Consider the following 23,931-nt stretch of genomic DNA (forward strand, 5'->3'; position numbering starts at 1 on the left):
TCCATGAATAGGTCTATTCATCTGCTAGTGATGTAGGCTTCACTGACGACGACAAGTGACAAAAGAGAACAATGAATCCCAACTATCTTGATTTTGAACAACCCATTGCGGAGCTGGAAGCCAAGATTGAAGAGCTACAGCTGGTCGGCAGCGATAATGATCTGAATATTAGTGAGGAAATCACTAAACTTCGGGAAAAAAGCAGTAAGTTGACCGAAAAGATTTTTTCTAATCTAACCCCGTGGAATGTCGTGAAAATTGCCCGACACCCCATGCGTCCTTACGCGCTGGATTATATTCGCCGGATTTTTACCGATTTTGACGAGCTGCACGGCGACCGTCATTTTGGTGATGACCCCGCAATAGTTGGTGGTATCGGCAAAATCAACGGTATGCCAGTAATGGTGATTGGCCAGGAAAAAGGCCGCGGCGTTACCGAGAAGGTAAAGCGTAATTTTGGTATGCCTAAGCCAGAGGGCTATCGCAAGGCTTTGCGCCTAATGGAGTTGGCTGAGCGCTATAAATTGCCGATTGTGACCTTGATTGACACCCCAGGGGCCTACCCTGGAATCGACAGTGAAGAGCGTGGTATCAGTGAGGCTATCGCCCAGAACTTGGCGGTAATGTCGCGTCTGAAAACCCCAATAGTGTGTATCGTTATTGGTGAAGGCAGCTCTGGTGGTGCCTTAGGTATTGGTGTGGGCGATCATATTGCCATGCTGCAATACTCAACTTACTTCGTTATCTCCCCAGAAGGCTGCGCCAATATTATTTGGAAGAGCACTGAGTTTGCGCCCGATGCTGCTGAGGCAATGGGTCTGACCTCAACAATTCTCGAAGAGCTGGGTATTGTTGATGCCACGATCCCTGAGCCCCAAGGTGGTGCCCATCGCGATATCGACAGCAGTGCCGAGCGCGTGCGCGAGCATCTCCTTGCGCAGATCAAGCGTCTGCAAGCCCTGCCTGAAAAAGAGTTGTTAGAGATCCGCTATGATCGCCTGATGTCCTACGGCACCAGCTGATTAAGGCTGCGACGTGGTGAGGGGCGTGGAGTCGGCAATGGCGGAGCTGCTGCCTCTCATCACAAAATCACTCGCGCCGTATTTAGATCGGCGGGTTTGGTGGCTGGCTTTTAGCGGCGGCCTAGATTCTCAAGTATTACTGCATTTAGTTTGGCGTTTACGTGAAGATGCACGCTCCAGCAACACCCCCTTTCCGGAAATTCGCGCAATTCATGTTAATCATCAATTACAGGCGGCTTCGGCAGCTTGGGCAGTGCAGTGTGAGCAGCAATGTGCTGTTTACCATATTCCGTTTACTTTAAAAGTCGTAACTGTATCGGGGCGCCGCCGCGGAGTTGAGGATTTGGCGCGGGACGCCCGCTACCGAGAGTTTGAGACAGCTTTAGATAGCGGTGATTTGCTGCTTTTGGCTCATCATCTCGATGATCAAGCTGAAACGCTATTACTACGCCTTCTGCGTGGTGCGGGGGTGAATGGCTTGGCGGCAATGCCAGCGAGTCGCGCGCTGGGGGCGGGCGAGTTATGTCGGCCGCTGCTGGCGACGCCGCGCGCTGCGCTAGAGGCCTATGCTGCGGCCCAGCAGCTAACCTGGCTAGATGATCCCAGTAATTTCGATACTCACTATCGGCGTAATTTCTTGCGCCAGCGAGTGCTGCCGCTGTTTGCACAACACTGGCCAGATTATCGTCAGAGTTTTGGTCGCGCCGCTGCATTGCAAGCCGAGGCGGCGCAATTATTACATGGCTATATCAATCAAGACTTAGCGGGCATGTGTGCAGATGATGGTTCGCTAGATTTACGGGCGTTGGCGCTACTGCCGGATATTCGTCAGCGTGCGATACTTCGCCAGTTCATTATAAATCGTAGCGAATTGGCGCTGTCGTCGGCCCAGCTTGAGACTATTGCCGCTCAATTTCTTCAATCTAGCGCTGATCGTCAGCCCGCATTTCGGCTGGCTGCTGGCGTTTTGTTGCGGGCTTATAATCAGCATTTATTTTGTGAAACGGCTGTGGCCGAAACGTCGAGTCCGCTGCCCAGCGAATTGGCGTGGGACCTTAATAGCGAGCTTCTAATTCCCGGTGTTGGTCGTTTAGTCGCTACGCGAGGGGGTGTTTTTGTACCGACGGAACCCGTGTTAATTAGATTTCGGCAGGGCGGTGAGCGCTGCCGCTTGGCTGGTCACGCCCATCACCGACCACTTAAAAAGCTTCTGCAAGAGTGGCGCTTGCCGCCATGGCAGCGTGAGGTGCTACCGCTAATCTATTGTGGGGGCGAACTGGCGGCGGTTGCCGATTTGGCTGTTTGTGATGGTTTTAGTGCAGCAGTTGGTGAGGAGGGTTGGAAGATCCGGTGGGTGCCGGAAGCACTGACCTAATCGTTTGGGTCTGCTAGAATGCGCAGCTCGTAAAAAGAGCGCCAGCCATGACTACAGTAGAACAATCTCCCGCTAACTCTCAGGATAATCCCTTAGATAATATCCGCATTGTGCTCGTAAATACCTCGCACCCAGGTAACATTGGTGCGGTAGCCCGCGCTATGAAGAATATGTGCCTGAGCCAGCTTTATTTAGTTGAACCGAAAAAATACCCGCATGATGAGGCGACTTGGCGTGCCGCGAGTGCCGACGATGTGCTTAATTCGGCGATAGTTTGTGGCACATTGGATGAGGCTATTGCCGATTGTCAGTTAGTGATTGGCACCAGTGCCAGAGAGCGCACCGTACCTTGGCCCTTGCTGGATCCGCGCCACTGCATGGAGCGCGGCTACGCCGAGGCGGCGGCTGGTCACAAAATTGCCCTGGTGTTTGGTCGTGAAGATCGTGGCTTGACGAATGAGGAGTTGCAGCGCTGCAATCTACACGTTCATATTCCTGCCAATCCAGAGTATAGCTCACTGAATATTGCCATGGCAGTGCAGGTTTTGGCTTACGAGGTGCGGATGCAGCATCTCAGTGGTGAGCTCAATAATAATGATATGGCGGACTGGGATGTGCCGGTTGCTGGCGCTCAAGATCTAGAACGCTATTTGGTTCATCTTGAGGAAACTCTGCGCGATATCAAATTTTTGCGTCCCGAGGCACCCAAAAAATTAATGACCCGCCTGCGCCGTCTCTATCAGCGCACTCGACTCGATGAGATGGAAGTTAATATTCTGCGGGGCATTCTCACCTCGACCCAATACTGGGTGCGTAAAGCCAAAGCGGAAGAAATAGTTGATGTGGGTAGTGTTGCTGAGCCAAATAGTGGTGTTGATGGGGCGGAGTGATTATAATCCTCGCTTCCCACCGATTTAAGTCCTACTAAACTCCTTGGTTATATAGTTGACCAGTTTGCTTGGTTATTGCATAATTGCACCGTAGATTAAACGGGTATGGCTATGCGATTGACGACAAAAGGACGTTATGCCGTAACAGCAATGCTGGATTTGGCGCTGTACGGCGACCGCGGTCCGATAAGCTTGGCAGACGTGTCTAGCCGGCAGGATATATCACTGTCCTATCTAGAGCAGTTGTTTGCTAAGTTGCGACGCAAAGAACTGGTTTCCAGTAGTCGTGGGCCAGGTGGTGGTTACCGCCTGAGTCGCCCCAGTGAAGAAATATTCGTCGCCGATATTATTGATGCGGTAGACGAGCGGGTAGATGCCACTGGCTGCGCTGGCAGTAGTGACTGCCAGGATGGCCACACCTGCTTAACCCATAATTTGTGGACTGATTTAAGTGATCAGATCCACCATTTTTTAAGTGACATTAGTCTCGCCAGCTTAGTTGAGCGGCGCGACGTGCAATCAGTTTCGGCGCGTCAGTTACAAAAGGCGCGCAATGCGCAGTCAATTATTCTGACTGCGGTAGATTAGTCATTCGCTTGGTGCCGCTGGTAGCCGCATCAAGGTTTTGGAGAAGTGTATGCAATTGCCGATTTATTTAGATTACTCTGCAACCACACCGGTTGATCCTCGTGTGGCTGAGCAGATGATGGCTTGTTTGACCACGACCGGTACCTTTGGTAACCCGGCGTCACGCTCGCATATGTTTGGTTGGAAGGCGGAAGAAGCCGTTGAGAACGCCCGTCGCCAAGTGGCTGACCTGCTCAATGCTGATCCGCGTGAAATTGTTTGGACTTCCGGTGCTACCGAGTCAAACAACCTTGCGATCAAAGGTGCTGCGCACTTTTACAGCAAAAAAGGTAAGCACATTATTACCTCCAAAATCGAGCATAAAGCGGTGCTTGATACCTGTCGCCAATTAGAGCGCGAAGGTTTTGAAGTTACTTATTTAGACCCAACCGAAAAAGGTTTGATTACCGCTGAGGCGATTTCTGCTGCGCTGCGTGATGACACAGTTTTGGTCAGCATAATGCACGCCAACAATGAAATTGGCACCATTAATGATGTCGCAGCGATTGGCGAAGTATGTCGCGCAAACGGCGTGGTGTTTCATGTTGATGCGGCGCAAACCGCGGGTAAAGTCGTTATCGATATGGCGACGATGAAAATTGACTTGCTGTCGATGTCTGCCCATAAAATGTACGGTCCCAAGGGTATTGGCGCTTTGTATGTAAGCCGTAAGCCCCGCATCCGTTTGGAGGCGCAAATGCATGGTGGTGGTCACGAGCGCGGTATGCGTTCGGGTACGCTGCCAACCCACCAAATTGTGGGCATGGGCGCGGCCTGTGAGCTTGGCCGTTTAGAAATGGCTCAAGATGCAGAGCATGCCTTGGCCTTGCGCAACCAGTTTTGGAATGGCCTGAAAGACATGGAGCAGGTTTTTGTAAACGGTGACTTTGAGCAGCGTTTGCCTGGTAATTTGAATGTCAGTTTGGCTTTTGTTGAAGGTGAGTCGCTGATTATGTCGCTGAAAGATCTGGCGGTTTCGTCTGGCTCTGCTTGTACCTCGGCGAGCTTAGAGCCGTCTTATGTGTTGCGGGCGCTGGGTTTGAATGACGAGTTGGCGCACAGCTCACTGCGTTTCTCTTTTGGCCGTTTTACTACGGCAGAAGAAGTTGACTACGCGATTAAACAGGTGCGCGCAGCAGTTGAAAAATTACGGGAATTGTCGCCTTTGTGGGATATGTATCAAGATGGCGTCGATTTAGACAGTATTGTATGGGCAGCTCACTAAGCGGCTAAGATTGAGAGGACGATATTATGGCTTATAGCGAAAAAGTACTCGATCACTACGAGAATCCACGCAATGTCGGTAAGTTTGACGATAGCGCTGATGAAATTGGCACCGGCATGGTCGGTGCGCCGGCCTGCGGTGACGTTATGCGTCTGCAGATCAAGGTGAATGAGCAGGGCGTTATAGAAGATGCCAAGTTTAAGACCTATGGTTGCGGCTCGGCGATTGCGTCTAGCTCATTGTTAACCGAGTGGGTTAAGGGCAAGACCCTTGACGAAGCGGCGCAGATTAAAAACACCGAAATCGCTCAAGAGTTAGCGCTGCCGCCAGTGAAAATTCACTGTTCAGTGTTGGCCGAAGATGCGATCAAGGCCGCGGTTGCTGACTACCGTCAGAAACGAACCGTATCCTGAATTGATCGCTCGCATTAGATATTAGGGGAGAGTGCATGCCAGTTACAGTAAGCAGTGCAGCAGCTAGTCACATTAAAAAGCAAATGCTTGGTCGTGGCCGAGGTTTGGGGATTCGCGTAGGTGTGCGGACTTCAGGCTGTTCCGGTATGGCTTATGTGTTGGAGTTTGTTGACGAGCCCCAAGCCGAAGATCAGGTCTTTGAAAAAGATGGCGCTGCGGTGTATATCGACCCTAAAAGCATGGTTTATTTAGACGGCACTGAACTGGACTTTGTTAAGGAGGGTCTTAATGAGGGCCTGAAATTTAACAACCCCAATGTGTCGGCTGAGTGCGGCTGCGGTGAGAGCTTCACTGTCTAGCGGCATTGCCGGCTGGCCAAAACCTATGTCTGTATTTAATCCCCAAGAAAATTACTTTGCGCTGTTGGGCGTCCCTCAGGCTTATGAAATTGAGGTGCCTGCCTTGACGAGCAGCTATCGCGCGCTGCAGCGCGAGGCGCATCCCGATCGTTTTGCCAATGGCTCTGAGCGCGATTTACGCTTGGCAGTGCAGCAGTCCTCGTTCATCAATGAAGCTTATGAAACCTTGGTGTCGCCAACGCGACGGGCTGCCTATTTGCTGAAATTGGCCGGGGTGAATAGCGATATGTCATCCACCACGTTTCAAGACCCTGAGTTTCTTATGCAGCAAATGCAGCTGCGCGAGGAATTATCGGAATTACAGGATGCCAAGGACCCAGAGCAGGCGCTAGACGCGTTTTATCGGGATTTAGACGGCGCCGCGAATAGTCAGAAAAGTACTTTTTCACAAGCCTACAATCAACAGCAGTTCGACTCAGCACTGGCCGCTTACGCCAAGCTTCAGTTTTTAGAAAAGCTGCGCAGTGAAGCTGAACTGAAAGAGAGCGAATTGCTCGACTACTGATAAAAGGCGTGTAAAACGCCGGGAGTTCAGAAACCCCTTATGGCCTTGATGCAAATTTCAGAACCTGGACAAACCCCCGAGCCGCATCAGCGTAAGCTGGCGGTGGGCATTGATCTGGGCACCACCAATTCGCTGGTTGCCAGCGTGCGCAATGGCAACGCTGATACTCTGGCGGACCTTAGCGGGGAGCATTTACTGCCGTCAGCGGTGTATTACTCCGAAACCGGCGAAACCGTAGTGGGCGTTTCGGCTTTAGCTGGTGCTAGTACTGATCCCCGCAATACCTTGTTGTCAGTTAAGCGTTTCATGGGCCGCTCTTTCGCAGATTGTTCCGCGGCGGCCGGGGCAAAAATGTTGCCCTATGAGTTGCTGGATCAAGGCCAAGATATGGTCAAGATTCGCACTCGTGCTGGCGATATTTCGCCAGTGCAGGTATCAGCAGAGATCTTAAAAAGTCTCGCCAGCCGTGCAGAAGAAACCTTAGGCGGCGAGCTGACTGGTGCGGTGATTACCGTGCCCGCTTATTTTGACGACGCCCAGCGCCAAGCTACCAAAGATGCGGCCAAAATTGCCGGTATTAATGTGCTGCGCTTGCTCAATGAGCCAACGGCAGCTGCAGTGGCCTATGGCCTAGATCAGCAAGATGAAATGGCTATCGCCGTTTTTGATTTGGGCGGCGGCACCTTCGATATTTCGGTGTTGCAGCTCACCAAGGGTGTATTTGAAGTGCTGTCCACTGGCGGTGATTCAGCCTTGGGTGGCGATGATTTTGATCACGCTATTGCCGATTGGTTTGTTGCTGAAACGGGTTTACAAGATTTGGATGTGTTCCAGCAGCGCAGCTTGTTGACTGCTGCGCGCAAGGCCAAAGAAGCCTTAAGCGACCTTGATGCGGTTGACTTGGTACTGGGCGAATTGCACCAAAGCCTGAGTCGTGAACAGTTTAATACACTGGTTGACCCCTTGATCGACACTGCAATCCGCGCCTGTAAGCGCGCCCTGCGCGATGCCAAATTGCGCAGTGAAGACATTGCCAATGTGGTGATGGTTGGGGGTTCCACTCGGGTGCCCCGTGTGCGCGAGCGAGTGGCGCAGTGGTTTGGTCGCGAGCCCTTGGTTGATCTCGATCCGGATAGGGTTGTCGCCTTGGGCGCGGCCCAGCAAGCCGATCAATTAGTTGGTAATCGCAGCGGCGACGAAATGTTGTTGCTCGACGTAATACCGCTGTCTTTGGGTATTGAGACCATGGGCGGCTTGACCGAGAAGGTGATTCATCGTAACACCACCATTCCCGTGGCGATGGCGCAGGAATTTACCACCTTTAAAGATGGTCAAACCGCGATGGCCATTCATGTGGTGCAAGGCGAGCGTGAGCTAGTTGAAGATTGCCGCTCACTGGCGCGCTTTGAATTGCAGGGTATTCCGCCGATGGTCGCGGGCGCAGCGCGTATTAAAGTGAAGTTTCAGGTTGATGCCGACGGTTTGTTGCAGGTATTTGCCACTGAAGAGAGCACTGGGGTCGAGAGTCATATTGCGGTTAAGCCTGCCTATGGTTTGAATGACACTGATATTGCTGACATGCTCAAATCTTCTTGGGAAGCGGCGGTGCAAGATAAGGACGCCCGCGCACTGCGTGAACAGCAAATAGAGGCGGACTCTTTATTGCAAGCTTTGTCGGCGGCCTTGTTGCAAGACGGCGAAGCGATGCTCAGTGAAGTCGAGCAAAAGGATTTGTTAGCTAAAATGGAAGTGCTGCACCATGAGCGTGAGCAGGGCACAGTGGCCAGTATTGCCAAGCATATTGAAATCGTCGGTGCAGCCAGCGAGCTGTTCGCCGAACGGCGCATGGATGCCAGTATTAACCAAGCACTCGCCGGCCGGCGAGTAGACGAATTGTAAGGAAGCCACGATGCCACGCATCATTGTATTGCCAAACGAAGCGCTTTGTCCTGAAGGTGATGTGCTTGAGGCCGCTAGCGGCGAAACCATTTGCGACGTTATGCTCGCCAATGGTATCCATATTGAGCATGCCTGCGAGAAATCCTGCGCCTGTACAACCTGTCATGTCATTGTTCGTGAGGGCATAGACTCGCTGGATGAGGCTGATGAGCTTGAAGAGGATATGCTGGATAAGGCCTGGGGTTTAGAGCCAGATTCGCGCCTTAGCTGTCAGGCGGTGGTCAGTGATCGCGACTTAGTGGTCGAAATTCCCCGCTACACTATTAATATGGTGTCTGAACAACATTAATGGCCCGCAGGGCATAGGCTTAAAGAGAGGCTGGGTATGGGGCTGAAATGGACAGATGTGCTGGATATTGGGATTGAGTTGGCGGAGAAGTTCCCCGATGTTGATCCAACTTACGTTAATTTCGTCGATTTGCGGCAGTGGGTGATTGAACTGGACGATTTCGACGATGACCCAAAACGCAGCGGTGAGAAGGTGCTGGAAGCGATTCAATCCGCATGGCTCGACGAGCAGGACTGAATTATCCGTCAGCAGCCGGGGCTAATTCTGGTAGAAAAACTATTCTGGGTCGAAACCCATACTATATCCTGCTGTCTGAGCCTCACTCGCGTACCTATTTGACTCTAATACGCGTATAATTCGACGATTTTTCGCGCTGGGCAACTTTGCCCGTTGTTATTGTTTTACTTTTTTGGAGAAAGACCGATGGGCGTTCAACGTACCCTTTCCATTGCCAAGCCTGATGCTGTTAGCAAAAACGTTATTGGTGAAATTTACAGCCGTTTTGAAAAAGCCGGTTTAAGCATTGTTGCCGCTAAAATGCTGCGTTTGAGCCGCGAACAGGCTGAAGGCTTTTACGCTGAGCACAAGGGCCGTCCTTTCTTTCCAGCGCTGATCGACTTTATGACCTCTGGTCCTGTCACTGTGCAGGTTTTAGAAGGCGAAGGCGCGGTACTGAAAAATCGTGATCTGATGGGCGCTACCAACCCAAAAGAAGCAGCGGCTGGTACTATTCGCGCTGATTTCGCTGAATCAATCGATGCTAATGCGGTACACGGTTCAGATTCAGAAGAATCTGCTGCGCGTGAAATTGCGTTCTTTTTCGCTACCAGTGAGCTGTGTGACCGCGTTTAAGCACGTCCACACTCATTGCAGGGCACGATCATGGCAACAGAAAATCAAACCGAAATCACCGAGCTTGTAGCGCAGCCCCGAGTGAATTTACTCGGGATGTCTCGCAAGAATATGGAGGCTTACCTCAGCTCTATTGGTGAAAAGCCATTTCGTGCCCAGCAGATCCTCAAGTGGATACATCACTCGGGGATCGATAATTTTGATGAAATGACCAATCTCGGCAAACCCTTGCGGGCCAAGCTCCAGGAGCTTGCCGAGATTCGTCCCCCGACCGTAGTAAAACAGCTCGACTCCATCGACGGCACCCGCAAATGGGCGGTAGAAGTGGGTGGTAATAACCTCGTTGAGACTGTATTAATTCCCGATGGTCAGCGCGGTACCCTATGCGTGTCCTCGCAAGTGGGTTGCAGCCTCGATTGCAGTTTTTGTGCAACGGGCAAACAGGGTTTTATGCGTGACCTTACCGCCTCAGAAATAATAGGTCAGGTATGGTTGGCGATTAAGTCTTACGACGGTTTCAACAACGGCAATAAGCGTATTGTGACCAATGTGGTCATGATGGGCATGGGCGAGCCACTGCTGAATTTTGACAATGTGGTGGAGGCCATGAGCCTCATGCTCGACGATTTTGGATACGGTTTGTCTAAGCGCAGAGTCACCCTGAGTACCTCGGGAGTTGTGCCCATGCTAGATAAGCTTGGTGATGTATCCACGGTATCCCTTGCTATTTCGCTACACGCACCTAATGATGAATTGCGCAGTCAGCTGGTGCCTATTAACAAAAAATACCCTATTGCCGAATTGCTGGCCGCCAGTAAGCGCTATATTGCCAAGCAAGAAGATACTCATCGTGTTGTAACTATTGAGTACACTTTGATCGCAGGGGTTAACGACAGTGTAGAGCACGCCAAAGAATTGGCTGAGGTATTGCGGGACCTGCCTTGTAAAGTAAATTTAATTCCCTTTAACCCGTTTTCGCTGTCGAATTATAAACGGCCAAGCAATAACGCGGTAAATCGCTTCTGGCTAGTGATGACTGAGGCAGGTTATGTAACGACCGTGCGCACGCCGCGCGGTGACGATATCGACGCCGCTTGCGGCCAATTAGCTGGTCAGGTTCAAGATCGTACCAAACGCAGTGAGCGTCATCGCCAAAAGGCAGAGCTAGCGCAGCCGATTCGCCTAGTTTAATTTTTAAGGGAGCGTACTGCATGTCGTGGTTAAGAAAAAAAGGCATCACCGTATTAGCCCGAGTTACGCTAGCGGCGCTGACACTGGTCGTACTACAAGCTTGTGTTACCACCCAAGATGGCGGTTTTGCGTCAAAAAAAGATGAGCAGAAGGCCTTCGATACCTCACTGCAATTAGCGCGCAACTACATCTCGCAGGGTAATTGGGCCCAGGCCAAGCGCCATCTGCAGTACGTAGAAGAAAAAGATAAGAACAACCCAGAAACATTGGAAGCACTGGCGTTGGTATTTCAAAATACCGGTGAGCTGGAAATGGCTGAAAAATATTATCAGCGCTCAATTGCTATGGCGCCTAAGGTGTCGCGGGTTAGAAACAATTACGCAGCGTTTCTCTATGCGCGCGGACGCTACGCGGAAGCAGCGAGTCAGCTAGAAGTAGTGGTGCAGGAATTACTGTACGAAAAGCGAGTTGAGGCATTTGTTAATCTCGGTCGCTGCTATATGCAATTAAATGAATTGCCCAAAGCAGAGGAAGCCTTTAAGCGCGCTTTCCTCATGCAGGGTGATGATGCCAATGTGTTAATGTCTTTGGCTGAAGTGTATTTTCGGATGGAACGATTTGCCGAAGCTCAGCGCTATTACGATGCTTTTCGTAGTAAAAACCCTAATCAATCTGCCAGCGCATTGTGGTTAGGAATTCGCTTGGCCGATAAATTCGATGACAAGAATACCCATGCTAGCTTTGCGTTGGCACTGAAGAATTTATATCCTAAATCGGAAGAGTATCTTCTGTATAAAGCCTATATAGAGCAAGGTCGTTAAGGACATATTCATGCCGGGAAATCAGCAATACTACCCGGGGCCACCGGGTTCAGTTCTATACGATGCACGCATTAGTGCAGGTAAAACGGTGCTTGAAACTGCCGAAGCGCTGAATTTACTAAACAGCTACGTTGAAGCGCTTGAGAATAATGATTACTCACGCTTTAACTCACCGCTCTTTGCGCGGGGATATATTAAGAGTTACGCCCGTTATATGGGCTTAGACGAAGTGCCGTTGCTCAAAGACTGCGACAGAATTTGCCGCCGTGAAGAAGAGAGCAAAGAGCAAAAACCTGCTCGGCTTCAGAGCCAAGCGCGAGCGCCGGGCAATGCAGGGTTGATTTCAGCTTTACTGCTGACGTTGTTTATTTGGTGTCTCTCGGTGTGGATTTATGGCGGCACCCCTGAGCCCGAATTGTCGGTTACGGTATTGCCAGAGCGTATGGCGCCATTAACGTCAATTCACAGCGAACCCTCTTTAGGTGAGGTTTTGCTAGGTGGCGACAGTGATACCGCAAAAGCGGAAGACAAAATTCAGCCAGTTGACGGCGACGGTAAATTAGCTGCGCTGGAATTTGAATTTAGCGAGTCGGTATGGGTGGAATTGCGCGACGTGCAGAATCAGCTGGTGCTTAGTGGCGTGCAAGAAAAAGGCGAGAAACTGGATCTTCAAGTGCAGGGTCCAGTCACGATTAGCATGGCGTATTGGCCAGCAGTTGTCAGCCGTTACAATGGTAGGAAAGTAGAGTTGAACGCTTTGGTAAATAGTAACGCAGTACGTGTACAGGTAGGTGAATTATGAAAATGGCCTCTCCGATAAAGCGTCGAGTATCTCGGCAAATTCATATCGGTAACGTCGCCGTGGGTGGTGATGCGCCGATTTCTGTGCAGAGTATGACCAATACCGAAACCTGTGATGTTGCTGCCACCGTTGCTCAAATTAAACGCTTAGAAGCAGCCTGTGCTGATATTGTTCGGGTTTCTGTGCCGAGTATGGAAGCGGCGGAAGCGTTTCGCGAAATACGCAAGCAAGTGTCGGTGCCGCTAGTAGCCGATATTCATTTCGACCATAAAATTGCGATTAAGGTTGCCGAATACGGCGTGGATTGTCTGCGTATTAACCCAGGTAATATCGGCCGCGAAGATCGAGTGCGCGCCGTTATCGACGCCGCCAAATACCACAATATTCCGCTTCGCATCGGCGTCAATGCTGGTTCTTTAGAAAAGGAACTACAGCGTAAATACGGTGAGCCAACCCCTGAGGCCTTGGTAGAATCTGCCATGCGCCATATCGATATTCTCGATAAATTAGATTTCCAGAATTTTAAGCTCAGCGTTAAGGCCTCCGACGTATTTATGGCCGTGGCAGCTTACCGCCAGATAGCCACTCAAATTGACCAGCCCCTGCACTTGGGAATTACCGAGGCGGGCGGCCTGCGTGGTGGCACGGTTAAATCGGCGGTAGGCTTAGGTCTGCTGCTAATGGACGGCATTGGCGACACTATTCGCGTGTCATTAGCCGCCGACCCAGTCGAAGAAGTGAAAGTTGGCTATGAGATTCTAAAGAGCCTCAAACTGCGGACTAAGGGCATCAACTTTATTGCCTGCCCGAGCTGCTCAAGGCAGAATTTTGATGTGATCAGCACCATGAACGAGCTGGAAGCACGTCTTGACGATGTAACCATTCCCCTTGATGTGGCGGTGATTGGGTGCATCGTCAACGGTCCCGGCGAGGCCAAAGAGGCCGAAATCGGCTTAACTGGCGGTACGCCAAATAATTTGGTGTATGTGGCGGGTAAGCCAGATCATAAAGTAAAGAATGAAGGCTTGGTGGATCATCTCGAGAAACTGATTAGGGAAAAGATCGCCGTTAAAGCAGAACAGGAAAAAGACCTTATAGCACGCAGCTAAGGCTTTTCGCATTTATTTAGCAGTGCTGCGGCAGCGGCAAACAGGAATCAGTTTTGGCACGTATACAATCAATTAGGGGTATGAACGATATTCTGCCCACAGAAACGCCGTTGTGGCAGTATCTGGAAGGCCGCATTCGCGATGTTCTCAGTCGCTATGCCTATAGTGAAATTCGTTTCCCCATTGTTGAGCACACCGAGTTATTCAAGCGCTCCATTGGTGAAGTAACCGATATTGTCGAAAAAGAAATGTATACCTTTGAAGACCGCAATGGCGACAGCCTAACCCTGCGTCCAGAGGGTACGGCCAGCTGTGCGCGGGCCTGCGACCAGAATGGTTTGTTGCATAATCAGATTCAACGCCTGTGGTATACCGGCCCAATGTTTCGGCACGAGCGCCCCCAAAAAGGTCGTCTGCGTCAGTTTCATCAAGTTGGTGTAGAAACCTTTGGTATGACTGGGCCAGATATCGACGCTGAATTGATATTGCTCAGTGCGCGTTTGTGGCGAGAGCTTGGTATTAGCGAGGCGCTAACCCTGGAGCTAAACAGTATTGGCAACGCCGAGTCGCGTGCCAATTACAGACAGGCGCTGGTTAATTATTTGTCTGGCTTTAAAGACGATTTAGACGAAGACAGCCTGCGTCGGTTGGGTACGAATCCGCTGCGTGTTCTCGACACCAAAGACCCCAAAACCAGAGGAATCTTACTGGCTGCGCCGGTGCTGGCAGATTACCTCGACGAGGTGTCGCGCACGCATTTTCAGGGTTTGTGTGCACGTCTTGACGCCGCCGGTATTCCCTATAAGCTCAACCCGCAGTTAGTGCGCGGGCTGGATTATTACGGTCTTACAGTGTTTGAATGGACTACCGATAAACTCGGTGCTCAAGGTACCGTGTGTGCCGGTGGTCGCTACGACGGTTTGGTTGAACAACTCGGTGGCAAGGCAACCCCCGCAGTGGGCTTTGCTATGGGCATCGAGCGGTTGTGCTTATTGCTAGAAACCTTAGCTGTTGTGCCAGAAATGCCGGCTTTGGCCGATGTATTTATTGTATCTGTGGGCGAGGGCGCTGAAATTGCAGCGCTGACGATTGCTGAACAATTGCGTACCGCCTTGCCCAGTGCAAGGGTGTTGATAAATTGTGGTGGTGGCAGTTTTAAAAGCCAGTTTAAAAAAGCCGACAAAAGCGGCGCGGCAGTCGCGATTGTGCTTGGCGAAGATGAACTGGCCAAGGGGCAAGCGGCAGTTAAATCACTGCGCGGCACCCAGAGCGAACAACAGTTAGTGGCCTTGGCCGATTTGCCTGACTACATTGGCAAACATTTTTTTAACACGGTTTAAAAGTTAATTTTTACATATTGTTTTTTTTAAGACTCTATTTTTAAGGCACTGCCTACGTCGGAGAGGAAGTTAAGTGGAAACGTTTCGCACAGAAGAAGAACAAGTCGAAGCCATTAAAAGATGGTGGCAGGAAAACGGTAAGTCGACGGCTTTTGGTATTGCCCTAGCATTGGCAATTGTTTTTGGCTGGAAGGGTTGGCAGGGACATCTGAAGGATCAAGCCGCGCAAGCGTCGAATATTTTTGACAATTTAATGTTGGCTGATGCCGCTGTGCAGCGTGATGGCACAAGCCAAAGTACAGCTAAGCATTTGGCGGATACCTTAAAAGATCAATATAGCAGTTCTAGTTACGGCCAATTCGCCGGCTTGTATAAAGCGAAATACGCAGTCCAAGAAGGCGATTACGAGGCTGCGGCTAGCGAATTGGAATGGGTGTTGGCTCAGCGTCCAGACGCAGCCTTAAAAGCGCAGGCGCAGCTGCGCTTAGCGCAAGTGCATTTTGCATTGCAAGACAACTCTGCGGCACTTGCGTTGCTAAAAGACGTGGCCGACAGCGGCTATGCAGCACAGGCAGCTGAATTGCGTGGCGATATTTTATTTTCTCAGGGCGATAAAACTGGTGCTTTGAGCGCTTATCAAGAAGCCAAACGTTTGAGTCAAGCGCAGGAAATACCAAGTAATAATGCTTTGCTTGATTTAAAAATTAACGATTTAAATGTCGCCACCAATACTGCAGAAGGGGCTCAATAATGGCTTTACTACGCAAGCTCAGTGTCGTGCTGGCTACGCTAATGGTTGTTGCCTGTGCCTCTGATCCAACAAGTCGAGACCCAGCAAATCTCACGGATTTTGACGCTGAAAAAAAGCTGAAAGAAGCGTGGTCTTATTCTTTGGGTGACGGCCAGGCCGAAGCGTTTCACCGCATTGCGCCAGTGATTGACGGCGACGAAATTTTTATTGCTTCGTCCAACGGTAAAATTGCTGCCCTGAATAAAAATACCGGTAAGAAAATCTGGAAAAAATCCCATGATTTACGTATCTCCGGTGGCGTTGGCGTGTCGGGTACCATGTTGTTCCTCGGCACTTCAGATGGCGAAGTAGTCGCCCTAGACCGCCTGACCGGTAAAATCATTTGGACAACTCCCGTTAACAGCGAAGTGCTTAGCGCGCCGCAGAGTGACGGTGACGTGGTAGTTGCGCAAACTTATAGCGGTGAAGTTCACGGTTTTAGCGCTGCCGATGGCAAATTGCTGTGGAGCTACGCGGCGCAGGTACCGCGCTTAACCTTGCGCGGCACGAGTACGCCGCTAATTGTGCGCGGCGTGGTCATGGTTGGTTTTGCCAATGGCCGTGTTGTCGCCTTTGATATTGAAAACGGCGCTGTGCGCTGGGAACAGCGAATTTCGGTTCCAAAGGGAAGTACCGAAATTGAGCGTTTGGTCGATGTTGATGGCCGTCTCTTGGCATTAGAAGATGGTCAAACCGTGGTAGCCACTGGCTATCAAGGTCAGGTTATGGGTATTGATATTGGCAGTGGTCGTCCGCTGTGGGTTAAAGAAACCTCCAGTTATGTGGGCGCGGCCAGTGCGCTGGGGAATATCTACGTAGTAGATGCCGATGGCAGCGTCAATGCCCTTGATGGCAATGGTCAAGGTGCTCGCTGGACGCAAACAGTTTTGGCGCGCCGGGAATTAACTGAGCCGGTCGCCTTTGACGGTGCGATTGGGGTAGGTGATTTTGAAGGCTATTTACATATGTTAGCCCAGGTTGATGGTCATTTATTGGCGCGTACCCGCGTTGATAGTGACGGCCTGCGTGCGCCTATGATCGCCGATGGTAAATTATTGTATGTCTACGGAAATAGCGGCGAACTCGTCGCTTATAAACTGCAAGACCGTTAATTTTTGATACGTTTTATACCGGCTGTGTGCCGAGCAGAGTTGTAAAATATTATGGTTCCAGTAATCGCCTTGGTAGGCCGACCCAATGTCGGCAAATCAACTCTGTTTAACCGGCTCACAAAAAGCCGCGATGCATTGGTGGCTAATTTCCCCGGTCTCACCCGCGACCGTAAATACGGCGAGGCAAGCCACGGCAGCCGTCGTTATATTGTTATTGATACCGGCGGTATCAATGGTGACGAAGAGGGCATCGATGGGCCCATGGCGCAACAGTCAATGCAGGCCATTGATGAAGCCGATGCAGTCTTGCTTATGCTGGATTCCCGCGCCGGTTTAATGCCCGCCGATGAAGGTTTGATAAAGCATCTGCGCAGCTGCTCCAAGCCTGTGTTCTTTGTGGCCAATAAAGTCGACGGCGTCGACGCCGAAGTGGCCAAAGCTGAGTTTTACAAAACTGGCGCAGAGAATATCTACCCCTTAACGGCGACTCAGGGCAAAGGCGTGCGCGCCTTGATGGACGACGTGTTGGCCAAGTTCCCCCAAGAGGCGGAAGACAAGCAGGCGGCGCTAGCAACGGGTAAAAAAATTGCCGTGGTCGGTCGACCCAATGTGGGCAAATCGACCTTGGTCAACCGTATGCTCGGTGAAGATCGGGTGGTGGTGTATGACCAGCCGGGTACAACTCGCGACAGCGTATATATAAACTACCAGCGCGAAGGTGAAGATTATACCCTGATTGATACCGCCGGTATTCGCAAGCGCAAGCACATCTCAGAAGCGGTCGAAAAATTCTCGATTGTTAAGACTCTAAAGGCGATAGACGACGCCAATGTCGTCATCCTTGTTATGGATGGTCGCGAGAGTATCGTCGATCAAGATTTACATTTGCTCGGTCAGGTGGTTGATTCTGGGCGCGCAGTGGTCGTTGCTATCAATAAATGGGACGGCCTTACCGCGGATCAGAAAAACCATATTAAAAGCGAGTTGGATCGTCGCTTACAGTTTATCGATTTTGCCGAGATTCACTTTATCTCTGCGCTGCACGGCACCGGTGTTGGCCATCTTTATGAATCAGTAGAGAAGGCCTATGAGTCGGCAACCCGGCAATTACAAACGCGTATGCTCACCACCATATTGGAAGGCGCAGTACACGATCATAATCCTCCGATGATCAATGGCCGTCGTATTAAACTGCGCTACGCACACCCAGGTGGTCAGAATCCGCCAATTATCGTTATTCACGGTAATCAGACCGAAAAAGTACCGGGCAGCTACACCCGTTACTTGGAGAAAGTATTTCGTCGTGAGCTCAAAATGATGGGTACGCCCATTAAAATTGAGTTTAAAACCTCAGAAAATCCCTATGAGGGTAAGAAAAATGTCCTCACTAAGCGGCAAATTGAGCATAAACAACGATTAAAGAAATTTACTGCCAAAAAATCCAGCAAAAAGAAAAAGTAAGTCTCGCGGTGATTAAGTCACCGCAATACAGGGCTCGAGGTGCGATCCTTAGGCCCTGTCTGAATCTAATCCTATTATGACTAATACCGCCAATAAGCCCGATCTTGATAGCGCCGAGCACATCACTGCTTTTGTCGAGGCATTCTACGCGCGCTTACTGACCGACCAGCGCTTGGCGCCGATATTTGTCGATGTTGCCAATATTGATATTCGTGAGCACTTCCCTCGTATACAAGCTTATTGGAGAAAATTGCTATTAGGCGAGGGCGGCTATCATCGTCACACCATGAATATCCATCGTCAGTTACACGGTAAACAAGCGCTGCTAGCCAGTGACTTTGAACTTTGGCTAGCGCATTTTGTGGCGACGATTGATGAGCATTTTTGTGGTGATAAGGCTGAGCGTGCTAAGAAAGTTGCCAGCAGTATTGCCGCTAATATGGCTAAGGCTTTGAACGTCTGAGGTCAGCTTGCAATACGCTGGACGGGAGACGCTAAGAAATATCTGAGGTCTGACGCTTTTAGCGTCTCTCGTCTCCCATCAAGCATGCAGCCGCTGTCATTCTTGTGGTTCCGGCAGCCTAATAATATAAACAGACACCGCCATGGCAGTAATCACCATCGTCACCGACACCCAGAAAATTTTAACAATAATGAGTGCACTGCTCAAAATCATAATCCACAGCATGCTGAGAATAAGCACTTTTATGCTCCGTGGAATACCTTGGCCGTCTAAAAAATAACGAATATAGCGGCCCCACCAACGGTGTTCCGTAAGCCAAATATAGAAGCGCGGTGAACTGCGTAAAAAGCAGGCGGCGCTAAGCAGCAAGAATGGCGAAGTGGGAATTACTGGTAGCAGTAAACCAATCATGCCAAGCGCAAAGGATATCCAGCCAAGGCTGAATAGGGCGTAGCGAATGATGGGGTTGCGGTGTTGGTATGGGGTTTTCATTGTTGGTGATTAAGCCCTCGTGCAGATATTTTTTCTGCCACTACTCTAGAGTAAACCCTAGCGCTTAGGCAAAGCCAAATTTTGCCAAGTGCTCAGATCGACGTTTATGCCATTAATATGTGTTTATTTTAGTGCTTAGGGCCTTTATGTTTATCAGGTAAAATCCCTGGGGTGCGAAGTTTTCCGCTCTACTAATAATATGGAACTGGCTATGCAGTTTAACCTTGCCGATTTATTTGAAGCAGTGGTCGATACGGTACCAACGAGGGACGCTCTGGTGTGCGGTGACAGTCGCCTCAGCTTTGTCGAGCTAGACCGTGGCGCTAACCAATTGGCCCACTATCTGGCCCAGCAAGGTGTTGCGGCGGGGGATCATGTTGGCCTGTATATGTACAACGGCAATGAATACCTCGAGGCTATGCTGGCCTGCTTTAAAATTCGTGCGGTGCCAATCAATGTTAATTATCGTTATGTAGAATCAGAGCTACTGTATATTTTTGATAATGCCGATATGGTGGCCTGTATTCACCATCGCGAGTTTGTCCCCGCAATTGCGGCTGTGCGCGAAGCCGCCAAAACCCTTAAAGTTCTGGTGGCAGTAGAAGACCATAGCCGCGCTGATTTGGCGATGATCGGCGCGGTGGAATACACGGCTGCAAAGGCTGGCCAAAGTAGCGACCGTGGTTTTACTCAGCGCTCCGGCGACGATTACTTTGTTATTTATACCGGTGGCACTACGGGCATGCCAAAAGGGGTGATGTGGCCTCATAAGAGCATCTTCTTCGCTGCAATGGGCGGCGGTGGTCATTTTTCGCCCTTAGGGGCGTGTGAACAGCCTGAGGACATTGCAACTAGAATCACCGAGTGGCCAATGCGGGGAATTGCCCTTGCGCCGTTAATACACGGAGCCTCGTGGTGGTATGCGTGTATTCAGCTATTGGCAGGCAATGCCTTGATCTTAAATCACAATCGCTCCTTTGATGGCGCGGCAGTTTGGCAGATAGTCGCCGATGAAAAGGTCAACACCTTGCAGATCGTCGGCGATGCTATGGCTATTCCGCTTTTAGAAGCCCTTGCCAAGACCCCTGATCGCTGGGATTTGTCCGCCGTTTTTAGCATCGGTTCAGGTGGCGCAATTTTCTCTGAGGTTAAGCAGGCGGCCTTTAAAAAGTATTTTCCTAATGTATACCTTACTAATAGTTTTGGTTCTTCCGAAAGCGGTCAAATGGGCATGGATAACGGCAGCAAGAAAACCGCAGCAGGTTTGGGTAATGTCAGTCGCAGCGATTATATGGACGTAATTGTGGTAGAGGCCAATCCGCCACGTCGTGCTGAACTTGGTGAGACCGGTATTTTTGCCCGTTTGGGCTATACCTCCGCAGGGTATTACAAGGATCCAGTTAAAACCGCTGAGACGTTTATTGAACTAGAAGGCAAGCGTTACTTGCTGACTGGCGATGCCGCCAAGCTTGAAACAGATGGTTCTATTACGGTTTTGGGACGGGGCAGCAATTGTATTAATAGCGGCGGTGAAAAGATTTTTCCCGAAGAAGTGGAAGGTGCGTTAAAGGCCCATGACGGCGTCTATGATGCACTGGTCATTGGTCTTGGCGATGAGCGTTTTGGCAGTCGAGTGAGCGCGATAATCCAGCCCCGGCAAGGCAGTGCGCTTGACTTATATAGTATTCAAGAGCACTGCCGTAAACATATTGCGGGCTACAAAATTCCTAGGGAAATTCACCTTATTGCTGAGCTGCCTAGGGCACCTAGTGGCAAGCCGGACTATAAAATGGCTAAGGCCTATGCCGAGAGTGGCAAAGGTGCGGTAGCCTGACATACAGATTGCGACGCCACGCGATATGCGTCTAAAAGCGTTTCTCAGTACTTAGTCGCCACTGATAGTTGGATATGCCGTCGCTGCGGTCTAAGGGTTTAACTATGTCCATGTGGAGTACGCCGTGGGCCCCTTCTTCTTTATTACCTGTTCTGGTGGGGGACAAGCGCAGGCCAATGCCAATATCTTTAATCCAGCCGGTATTTCCTGAAGTTTCAGCGAGCGCGGAACCGTTAGCGTCGCCCCAGGCGCGGCCAGCGTCAAAGAACACCGCGGTGCCGGCATGAAATAGCGAGAACCACTCCCGCTCACCAAAAAAGTGTTGTTCCATGGTAAATAGTACTTTGCGGTCGCCGGTTTGGTAATGACTTGGGTAACCGCGCATGCCGGTGTCGCCGTCGAGTACAATATTGTGGTCTTGATAGAGGCTATAGCCTTTCGACGCCGATAATTGGGTCAAAAATTGGCCGTAGCTTATGTTTTTCCAATACCAGGACACGTCACTCTCTAATACGCTGTCTACAAGGCCGTTGTCGGTGTAGTGGCCATTAAATACGATGTTATGCAAAATCATATGGTTTTCATTGAGTATTGTGCCGACGTTATTTTCTGCCTGAATAATATAGCCGTCGTCGTTGCTATTGAGGTTTGATGTTACAAAGCCAAAGCGGGCCCGAAATTGATTGCCAAGGTTGAAATATTCAGCGCGATTTATCTGCCGAACATTGCTGGTTTTTATATAGCCGTCATGAATATTTTGGTACTCAAACCACAGGCTTTTGTTTGAGCGTCCCTCCGGTAATACCCTCGATGTGAGCGAGTCCACGCTTGGTGTGAACAGGTCTTCTTCCTTGCTGACACCTAGAATTACGCGGTTGGCGTATTTACCGTCGACTGAAAAAGAGTCTATCCGACGGCCGTAATTGGCAGAGTTAACTATTTTACGGTGGCCAAAATTGGCAATTTTTTCCCCGCCAACATAGCTAGACTCCGACATAGTGGTGTCATCGTGGTTGACCTCGCCAGTCCACTTGGTGCTTAAATCTAAAAAAGGGCGGTTAAGGGTAATGCGCTTTTCGATACCGTCGTCATTGTCTGAATAGCGCAGTCGGAGTTGGCTATTGTAGGCGCCGGTATTGGGATCGTGGTAATCGATAATGCTGCCAGAGCGCTGTTCATTACTGAACTGCATAATTGACACCGCTTTACCGGTGCCGAGAAAATTACTGTCTTCAAAGCCGTAGTTGGAATTGCTGTTACCTCCAGAATGCGAAAAACTGAGCTTCGGTTTTAAGGTCCATACATCGCGGACCTCGACATTGACTTCGCTTTGGCCAGTGCAGGGATTTTGGACGTGTTCTACCGAGGCTTGGTTGAGATAGCGGCGGGTATTAAGGCTGCGCTCACTGCTGTCTAATAGGTTTTGATCTATTGACTCATCGACCTTGAATAATAAGTCATCACGAATAACTTTTCTGCTGGTTGGAATGTGTAGACGGTTAGCCAAGCGAAACAGCCAATTATTTTCTTTTGGATTTTCTTCGTCAAATATAGGTTTAACCACTATGTTGATCGTGCCTATATTTGGGGGGCGATTGCTAGTGGAGGCAGTACTGTTGGGTTTATCTATAGCCGGTTCTGGCATATTTAAATTGTGCGGCTGATATTTAACGTTATTTCGTTTCTCCTGTTTTATCAAACATTCTTTTTTAGCTTCAAAGTTGTTGCTATCTTGGGCGAAAGCGGGCGGGCAGCTACTTGTACCTAAAACCGTTAGCAGTATGACTGCCGGAGTTTGCCGAGGTATAAGCATTGGGAATCCCATTTATTATTACCACAATGCCTGCAGGCTATACCTCAATTATTAAGCAATGCTTAAGGAAGCGCTGAATAATGACAGCGTTTGGAATTAGAGACGGCAGAGATGCGTGAGATGAGCATTTGTTCGCGCTTAAATCTCCATTTTTATACTCTGGCGGCGTCCCTGTCACTAGCGATCTAATCCGGCACTTGCTGACAAATTGAACATGGTGATAAAAAGGGCGTAGGCTTGGCTTCAGGCGCCACGTTTTTTACGCATAATGCCTTCTTGGGTGCTGCTGGCGACTAAGCGGCCGGCTCGATCATAAATTTTACCGCGCACAAAACCTCGTCCATTAGAGGCGCTGGGGCTGTCCATGTCGTAGAGTAACCAGTCGTTAAAGTCGAAGGGGCGGTGAAACCACATGCTGTGGTCGATGGTGGCCATGCGCATGTCATCGGTCATAAATAGGATGTTGTGAGGTTGACTGGCGGTAGATAAAAAGAAAAAGTCAGAGGCATAGGCTAGTAAGTAATTGTGAATACAGCGGTTGTTTGGCAGCGGGCCGTTGGGCCGCATCCACATGCGTTTGCTTGTGCTGGGGTGGTTTGGGTCGTTATGACTGGCGGCGCGAAAGTCGATGGCGCGCACAGCATTAAATTTTGGCAGCCACTCTTCTGGCGCCAGGCTTATTGCCTCTGCAGATAACTCTAGTTCCTTGGGCAGTTCTTCGGCTGGCGGTACTTCAGGCATTGTCGACTGATGGTCAAAGCCGTCGATATTCAGCTGGAAGGAGCTGGTCATAAAGAAAATTGGCTGGCCGCGCTGCACTGCTTTTACTCGGCGGTTAGATATAGTGCCGGCGTCTAGATTGCTTTCTACCTCAAAAATAATCGGGTAATCGGGGTTTCCTGGCCGCAGAAAATAAGAGTGAAATGAGTGAATGTGGCGGTCGGGCTCTACCTGCTGAGCTGCTGCTGAAAGTGCCTGGGCAATTACTTGGCCACCGTAAACTCGGCCCCAATCGGTGGCTTCGGACTGGCCCCGATATAGATTCTCGTCAATCTTCTCTAAGGTGAGTAGCGCGATAAGCTGCTGTAAGGGATCAGACATAAAAATAACTCCATTAATTTCCATGT

General features: G+C 50.2%; 25 protein-coding genes. 22 read left to right on the plus strand and 3 right to left on the minus strand.

Going from position 1 to position 23,931, the window contains the following annotated elements:
• Positions 1–71: 71 nt before the first annotated feature.
• The 21 genes from accA (at position 72) to AB4876_RS01135 (ending at position 18,665) form a co-directional block, all read left to right on the plus strand.
• The gene (gene accA / locus AB4876_RS01035) at positions 72–1,022 is read left to right on the plus strand and encodes an acetyl-CoA carboxylase carboxyl transferase subunit alpha (protein ID WP_368379799.1); all 951 of its coding nucleotides are present in this window, start codon (positions 72–74) and stop codon (positions 1,020–1,022) included.
• 37 nt (positions 1,023–1,059) lie between these two features.
• Positions 1,060–2,397 (plus strand): tRNA lysidine(34) synthetase TilS, encoded by a 1,338-nt coding sequence (gene tilS / locus AB4876_RS01040; protein WP_368379800.1) that lies wholly within the window; start codon positions 1,060–1,062, stop codon positions 2,395–2,397.
• A gap of 47 nt (positions 2,398–2,444) precedes the next feature.
• The gene (gene trmJ, locus AB4876_RS01045; protein ID WP_368379801.1) at positions 2,445–3,287 is read left to right on the plus strand and encodes a tRNA (cytosine(32)/uridine(32)-2'-O)-methyltransferase TrmJ; all 843 of its coding nucleotides are present in this window, start codon (positions 2,445–2,447) and stop codon (positions 3,285–3,287) included.
• A gap of 111 nt (positions 3,288–3,398) precedes the next feature.
• Positions 3,399–3,875 (plus strand): Fe-S cluster assembly transcription factor, encoded by a 477-nt coding sequence (locus AB4876_RS01050; protein ID WP_040803085.1) that lies wholly within the window; start codon positions 3,399–3,401, stop codon positions 3,873–3,875.
• 49 nt (positions 3,876–3,924) lie between these two features.
• Positions 3,925–5,139, plus strand: a complete 1,215-nt coding sequence (locus AB4876_RS01055; protein WP_368379802.1) for an IscS subfamily cysteine desulfurase — start codon at positions 3,925–3,927, stop codon at positions 5,137–5,139.
• Positions 5,140–5,165: 26 nt separating this feature from the next.
• Positions 5,166–5,552, plus strand: coding sequence for a Fe-S cluster assembly scaffold IscU (gene iscU, locus AB4876_RS01060; RefSeq protein WP_344935558.1), 387 nt, complete (start codon positions 5,166–5,168; stop codon positions 5,550–5,552).
• 35 nt (positions 5,553–5,587) lie between these two features.
• Positions 5,588–5,911, plus strand: a complete 324-nt coding sequence (iscA, locus tag AB4876_RS01065; RefSeq protein WP_368379803.1) for an iron-sulfur cluster assembly protein IscA — start codon at positions 5,588–5,590, stop codon at positions 5,909–5,911.
• A gap of 25 nt (positions 5,912–5,936) precedes the next feature.
• The gene (gene hscB / locus AB4876_RS01070) at positions 5,937–6,476 is read left to right on the plus strand and encodes a Fe-S protein assembly co-chaperone HscB (protein ID WP_368379804.1); all 540 of its coding nucleotides are present in this window, start codon (positions 5,937–5,939) and stop codon (positions 6,474–6,476) included.
• Between the two features lie 39 nt (positions 6,477–6,515).
• Positions 6,516–8,375: a Fe-S protein assembly chaperone HscA gene (hscA, locus tag AB4876_RS01075; protein ID WP_368379805.1), complete on the plus strand. Its 1,860-nt coding sequence runs from the start codon at positions 6,516–6,518 to the stop codon at positions 8,373–8,375.
• A gap of 10 nt (positions 8,376–8,385) precedes the next feature.
• Entirely contained in the window at positions 8,386–8,724 is a 339-nt protein-coding gene (gene fdx, locus AB4876_RS01080) for an ISC system 2Fe-2S type ferredoxin (protein ID WP_368379806.1), read from the plus strand.
• 36 nt (positions 8,725–8,760) lie between these two features.
• On the plus strand, positions 8,761–8,961 hold the full coding sequence (gene iscX, locus AB4876_RS01085; protein WP_368379807.1) for a Fe-S cluster assembly protein IscX: 201 nt from the start codon (positions 8,761–8,763) through the stop codon (positions 8,959–8,961).
• Between the two features lie 186 nt (positions 8,962–9,147).
• Positions 9,148–9,576, plus strand: coding sequence for a nucleoside-diphosphate kinase (gene ndk, locus AB4876_RS01090; RefSeq protein WP_301028891.1), 429 nt, complete (start codon positions 9,148–9,150; stop codon positions 9,574–9,576).
• 30 nt (positions 9,577–9,606) lie between these two features.
• Entirely contained in the window at positions 9,607–10,767 is a 1,161-nt protein-coding gene (gene rlmN, locus AB4876_RS01095) for a dual-specificity RNA methyltransferase RlmN (protein WP_368379808.1), read from the plus strand.
• Between the two features lie 20 nt (positions 10,768–10,787).
• Positions 10,788–11,588 (plus strand): type IV pilus biogenesis/stability protein PilW, encoded by an 801-nt coding sequence (pilW, locus tag AB4876_RS01100; RefSeq protein ID WP_368379809.1) that lies wholly within the window; start codon positions 10,788–10,790, stop codon positions 11,586–11,588.
• A gap of 10 nt (positions 11,589–11,598) precedes the next feature.
• Positions 11,599–12,390 (plus strand): helix-turn-helix domain-containing protein, encoded by a 792-nt coding sequence (locus AB4876_RS01105; protein WP_368379810.1) that lies wholly within the window; start codon positions 11,599–11,601, stop codon positions 12,388–12,390.
• Positions 12,387–13,499: a flavodoxin-dependent (E)-4-hydroxy-3-methylbut-2-enyl-diphosphate synthase gene (gene ispG / locus AB4876_RS01110; protein WP_368379811.1), complete on the plus strand. Its 1,113-nt coding sequence runs from the start codon at positions 12,387–12,389 to the stop codon at positions 13,497–13,499. The genes AB4876_RS01105 and ispG overlap by 4 nt, the downstream gene beginning before the upstream one ends.
• A 53-nt stretch (positions 13,500–13,552) precedes the next feature.
• Complete coding sequence (gene hisS, locus AB4876_RS01115) at positions 13,553–14,839, plus strand: histidine--tRNA ligase (protein WP_368379812.1); 1,287 nt, start codon at positions 13,553–13,555, stop codon at positions 14,837–14,839.
• A gap of 73 nt (positions 14,840–14,912) precedes the next feature.
• The gene (locus AB4876_RS01120) at positions 14,913–15,590 is read left to right on the plus strand and encodes a YfgM family protein (protein ID WP_368379813.1); all 678 of its coding nucleotides are present in this window, start codon (positions 14,913–14,915) and stop codon (positions 15,588–15,590) included.
• Positions 15,590–16,741, plus strand: coding sequence for an outer membrane protein assembly factor BamB (gene bamB, locus AB4876_RS01125; protein ID WP_368379814.1), 1,152 nt, complete (start codon positions 15,590–15,592; stop codon positions 16,739–16,741). The genes AB4876_RS01120 and bamB overlap by 1 nt, the downstream gene beginning before the upstream one ends.
• 51 nt (positions 16,742–16,792) lie before the next feature.
• The gene (gene der, locus AB4876_RS01130) at positions 16,793–18,202 is read left to right on the plus strand and encodes a ribosome biogenesis GTPase Der (protein ID WP_368379815.1); all 1,410 of its coding nucleotides are present in this window, start codon (positions 16,793–16,795) and stop codon (positions 18,200–18,202) included.
• Between the two features lie 76 nt (positions 18,203–18,278).
• Entirely contained in the window at positions 18,279–18,665 is a 387-nt protein-coding gene (locus AB4876_RS01135) for a group III truncated hemoglobin (RefSeq protein ID WP_368379816.1), read from the plus strand.
• Positions 18,666–18,761: 96 nt separating this feature from the next.
• Here the strand turns inward: AB4876_RS01135 and AB4876_RS01140 are convergent, their stop codons facing one another.
• Entirely contained in the window at positions 18,762–19,157 is a 396-nt protein-coding gene (locus AB4876_RS01140; RefSeq protein ID WP_368379817.1) for a YbaN family protein, read from the minus strand.
• Positions 19,158–19,368: 211 nt separating this feature from the next.
• On the opposite strand from AB4876_RS01140, the gene AB4876_RS01145 reads away from it, so the two are divergent.
• A complete protein-coding gene (locus AB4876_RS01145; RefSeq protein ID WP_368379818.1) occupies positions 19,369–20,991 on the plus strand; it encodes an acyl-CoA synthetase in 1,623 nt (540 codons plus the stop codon).
• Positions 20,992–21,022: 31 nt separating this feature from the next.
• Here the strand turns inward: AB4876_RS01145 and AB4876_RS01150 are convergent, their stop codons facing one another.
• Both AB4876_RS01150 and AB4876_RS01155 read right to left on the minus strand, forming a co-directional pair.
• On the minus strand, positions 21,023–22,555 hold the full coding sequence (locus tag AB4876_RS01150) for a BamA/TamA family outer membrane protein (RefSeq protein WP_368379819.1): 1,533 nt from the start codon (positions 22,553–22,555) through the stop codon (positions 21,023–21,025).
• A gap of 492 nt (positions 22,556–23,047) precedes the next feature.
• Positions 23,048–23,905 carry an acyl-CoA thioesterase domain-containing protein gene (locus tag AB4876_RS01155; RefSeq protein ID WP_368379820.1) on the minus strand — a complete coding sequence of 286 codons (858 nt, stop codon included), beginning with the start codon at positions 23,903–23,905 and terminating at the stop codon, positions 23,048–23,050.
• Between the last annotated feature and the right edge of the window lie 26 nt (positions 23,906–23,931).

It is taken from the genome of Zhongshania guokunii, assembly GCF_040892635.1.
GTDB classification, from domain to species: domain Bacteria; phylum Pseudomonadota; class Gammaproteobacteria; order Pseudomonadales; family Spongiibacteraceae; genus Spongiibacter; species Spongiibacter guokunii.